Consider the following 2,732-nt stretch of genomic DNA (forward strand, 5'->3'; position numbering starts at 1 on the left):
CCACGCGCCACCCCCGCCCCGCCGATGTAAAGCTCACCCACCGCCCCGAACGGCACGGGCGCACCATGACCGTCCAGCAGATACAACCGCGTGTTCGCTATCGGACGCCCGATATGTGGCACAACGTTGTCACTGAAGAGCCGTCCCGAGGTTGCCACGACGGTAACTTCCGTCGGACCATAGTTGTTTATTAACTTGAGAGGCGACGGTAGCCGGGAAGGCACACGCTGGAGACGATCACCGCCAATAAGCAAATACTCCAATGTGGGATTTATTAGCTTGTCTTCTAACGCGGTTGTAGCCAGCGGCGTGATTAAAAAGGCGGTCTCCAGCGATTGATCACGCCACCATTGCAGTAGAAGCAGAGGATCTCCTGCTGCTGCTCTTGGCGAGAGCAGCAATGCGCTACGATTGGATAATGCAGACCACAGCTCCCAAATGCTGGCATCGAATGCAACTCCGGCCGTGAGTGCGCAGCAGGTTTCTCGTTGCCGACAAAACCTTTGCACATGCCATACTGTAAGATTGACCAGGCTGTGGTGCTCGACCATGACGCCCTTTGGGGTTCCGGTGGAGCCTGAGGTGTAGATGACATAGGCGAGATGGCGTGAGGTCAGGCCAAGGGCGCGCGGCTCGGGATCGCAGGCGGGCAGTTCGGCCCAGGCCGGGGTCGCCGTCTCCAGATCGACCACGCTCACATCGGCCAGCGCCTCCGCGCCGAGAGCTGTGCGGCCGGCCGTGTCGCAAAGCAGCCGCCGCGGGGTGGCATCGCCGAGAACCTGCCGCAGCCGCGCGCACGGATAGGCCGGGTCCAGCGGCAGATAGGCACCGCCCGCCTTGAGGATCGCCAGCAGCCCCACCACCATCGCGGGGCTGCGCTCCATGCAGATCGCCACCCGTTCGTCCGGACGCACCCCCAGTCCGATCAGATGATGGGCCAGCCGGTTGGCCCGGGCGTTGAGCTCGCCATAGGAGAGCGCCTCGTCCTCATGCACCAATGCCACCGCCTCGGGCGCCTGGCGCACCTGTTGCTCGAACAGCTCGTGGATGCAAAGACCCGACGGATAGTCCGCGTCCGTCCGGTTCAGCTCCTCCAAAAGATAGGTCCGCTCCTCGGGCGGAAGAATGTCGAGCGCGCGCACCGGCCTATTGGGGGCATGCTCCAGCGCCTCCGACAGCGCTTCGAGCGCCCGCTGCATGTAGCCGCAGACCCGATCCGCAGAGATCGGCTCCGCCACCTGTGCGGTGAGGCCGAGCGCCTCGCCAAAATCCTCCACCGACAGCGTCAGCGGATAGTTGGTGCGCTCCTCGCTGCCCAGCCATTCCACGCCGGACAGACCATCGTGCGTCCTGGAGCCGGCCATGGCCGCCGGCGTGTTGTGGCGGTAGTTCAACAGCGCACCGAACAGCGGCGCCGGCGCCGCAACGCCGCTGCAGCGTTGCGCCTGCGCCAGCGAGGCATGCTCGTGTGAGAGCAGCTCGGCCAGACGGGCATGGGTGAGACGCAGACTTTCCTCAACTCCGGTGCCATCGAGGTCGAGGCGCACAGGCAGGGTGTTGATGAACAGGCCCATTGCGCGGTCGGCCCCGGCACCGGCATGCATGCGGCCGAACAGCACCGTGCCGAACACCACCTGCTCTCGGCCGCTGCTCAGCGCCACCACTTGACCCCAGGCCAGATGGCAGAGGCTCGCCAGGCTCACCCCCAGCCGCCGCGCCTGTTGCCGCAGCCGATCGTTGAGCGCCTGCGGCAGCATCCGCCGCGCCTCGCCAACCCCGCTGCCGTCATCGCGCACCTCGTTCAGCCCGAACGGCATTGTCGGCTCGTCGATGTCCGCCAGCTGTTCCTGGAAGAACTCCTCATGCGCCTTGGCATCGCCCCCCAGCCGCGCCTGCGCCACCAGATTGCGGAACGGCTGCGGTGCTGCCAGCTCATGGGCGCGCCCGTCGAGCACGGCCCGCACCTCGGCATGCATCACTTCCAGCGTCGTGTGATCGCCGATCAGATGGTGCTGCAACTCCAGCAGCAGCCAGCGCCCGCTGCCGGGCTCGCGCGCGATCACGACGCGCATCAAGGGCGCCCGGCCAAGGTCGATGCGGTGCCGGCGCGGATCGAACCGGCGCTTCAGCTGCTCGGCGCCGGAACCGTCACACGCATCCAACTCGACCTCGGTCACCTCCAGCGGCGCACGCCGCCACACCACCTGGGCCGGGCTCGACAGCCCCTCCCAGACAAAGGCCGTACGCAGAATGTCGTGCCGGTCCACCACCTGCTGAACCGCGCCAAGATAGCGCTCCAACAGGCCGCGCTCGGCAAAGGCCATCTGCGAGACCAGTAGGTAGGGATCGCCCTTCGTCGCCAGCAGATGATGGAACAGGATGCCGTCCTGCAGCGGCGACGGGCCATAAATGTCCTGGATGTTGCCGACGCCGCCAGGCACCGTGGCGACGATCCGTTCGATCTCCTGTTGGGTAAGATCGATCAGCGGCAGCATCTGCGGCGTAATCGCCGTGCTGTGCTCGCCGATCAGGTTGGCAGGCACCGCCACCTCGTGATGGCTGCCAAGGCTTGCGGCCAGATCGCAAAGCACCGGCCGAGCGAACAGGGTGCGCACCTCCACCCCGAGCGACAGCCGCCGCAGCCGCTCCATCAGTTGCACGGCCAACAGCGAGTGTCCGCCGAGTTCGAAGAAGTTGTCGTGGCGTCCGACCCGCTCGACCCCGAGAAGCTC

1 protein-coding gene is annotated in these 2,732 nt (G+C 66.0%); it reads right to left on the reverse strand.

What is annotated here, in order from left to right; genetic code table 11:
- Positions 1-2,732 (reverse strand): AMP-binding protein (locus AC0L2A_RS35940; RefSeq protein ID WP_473612917.1); only part of this gene is annotated, 2,732 nt, incomplete at both ends.

The organism is Mesorhizobium sp. WSM4844, from assembly GCF_055811775.1.